We start from the raw sequence: 1,405 nt of genomic DNA, 5'->3' as shown, positions 1-1,405 counted from the left end.
GACCCGCGCGACCCGACGATGCACTCGCCCCATCGCCTGATCCCGCTGCCGTGCGGCGCCCGCATGCGCCGCACGACGCGCCCGAGCGGCCCGGCACGGCACGCCCCGTTCGCCGTCCGCCCCGGATAGCGAGACAGCGCCGCGCCCGTCGATCCGCGCAGCGCACATCGAGAACAACCACCCCAAACAAGGAGACAGCCCCATGGGCAAGCGAATGTCCGCATTGTGCGGACTGGGCCTCGTATCGGCCGGCGCCTGCGCGCAGACCAGCCTCACGCTGTATGGCGTCGCCGACGTCTACACCGAATTTCTCACCGGGCAGGTCGCCCCGGACGGCAAATCGTCGGCGTCGCTCGTGCGGATGGCGTCGGGCGGCAAGAGCGGTTCGCGCTGGGGCCTGAAGGGCGTCGAGGATCTCGGCGACGGCTGGCAGGCCGCGTTTCGCGTCGAGAGCAGCATCAACCTGGCCAACGGCACCGGCGCCGGCTCGGGCGGCTTCGACCGCTCCGCGTGGGTCGCCCTGCAGCACGACCGCTGGGGCGCACTGCGGCTCGGCCGCCAGTACACGACGCTGTTCGACATCATGGAGCGCTATTCGCCGACGGGCGCCTATTCGACGCTGTACGAGCCCGACGGCGCGATCGTCGGCATCAACTATCGCGAGAACAACGTCGTCAAATACCTGGCGAAGCTCGGCGCACTGACGCTCGAAACGCACTACGCGTTCGGCGGCACGGCGGGCGCGTTCCAGTCGAACGCCGCGTACGGCGCGGGCTTCGACTATGCCGGCAGCGCGTTCTCGTTCGCCGCGGCGTTCGACGACGTCCACACGCCGCAGCCCGGCGGCTTCGCGCATTTCCGCCGCTACGCCGCTTCCGCGCTCGTACCGCTCGGCCGTGCCCAACTGCTGGCCGGCGTCGAGCACGCGCGCAGCGATATCGCCGCGCCGTCGGTCGTGACGAACTTCACGTTCTGGTGGGCCGGCGTCCGCTACGCCGTCACCGATTTCCTGCAGGTGATCGGCGCGGTCTATTACGAACACATCCGTGCGCAGAATCCTGCCAATGCCCAAGCACCGGCGGCGCCCCCCGTCAGTCCGCAGCAGGTCACGCTGCAGTTGAACTACTTCGTGTCCAAGACGGTGACGCTGTACCTGGCGGGCGGCTACGCACATCGCGCCGCGCTCGACTTCGACAACGACAACTACAACTTCCTGCACTACTCGCTCGCCGCCGATCGCTCGGGCAGCGCGGGCGTCGCGCTCGGCCTGCGCAAGGCGTTCTGACATCGCCGCCCTCCCCCTGACACCTTCGGAGTCCAGAACCATGAACCGCCGCCATTTCCTTTCCGCCCTGACCGGCGCCGCGTTGACGCTGCCCGTCATGCGCGCCCGCGCCGACGCGTG

Annotated in this window: 1 protein-coding gene; it reads left to right on the top strand. The window is 69.5% G+C overall.

Annotation, left to right across the window (positions count from 1 at the left end):
• Positions 1-202: 202 nt before the first annotated feature.
• Positions 203-1,285, top strand: a complete 1,083-nt coding sequence (locus G3N93_RS39505) for a porin (RefSeq protein WP_206135470.1) — start codon at positions 203-205, stop codon at positions 1,283-1,285.
• Positions 1,286-1,405 lie beyond the last annotated feature (120 nt).

The organism is Burkholderia sp. Se-20378, assembly GCF_017104665.1.
GTDB lineage: Bacteria > Pseudomonadota > Gammaproteobacteria > Burkholderiales > Burkholderiaceae > Burkholderia > Burkholderia lata.
Note: the sequence above shows the minus strand (reverse complement) of the source record. Positions and strands in the feature narration are given on the sequence as shown.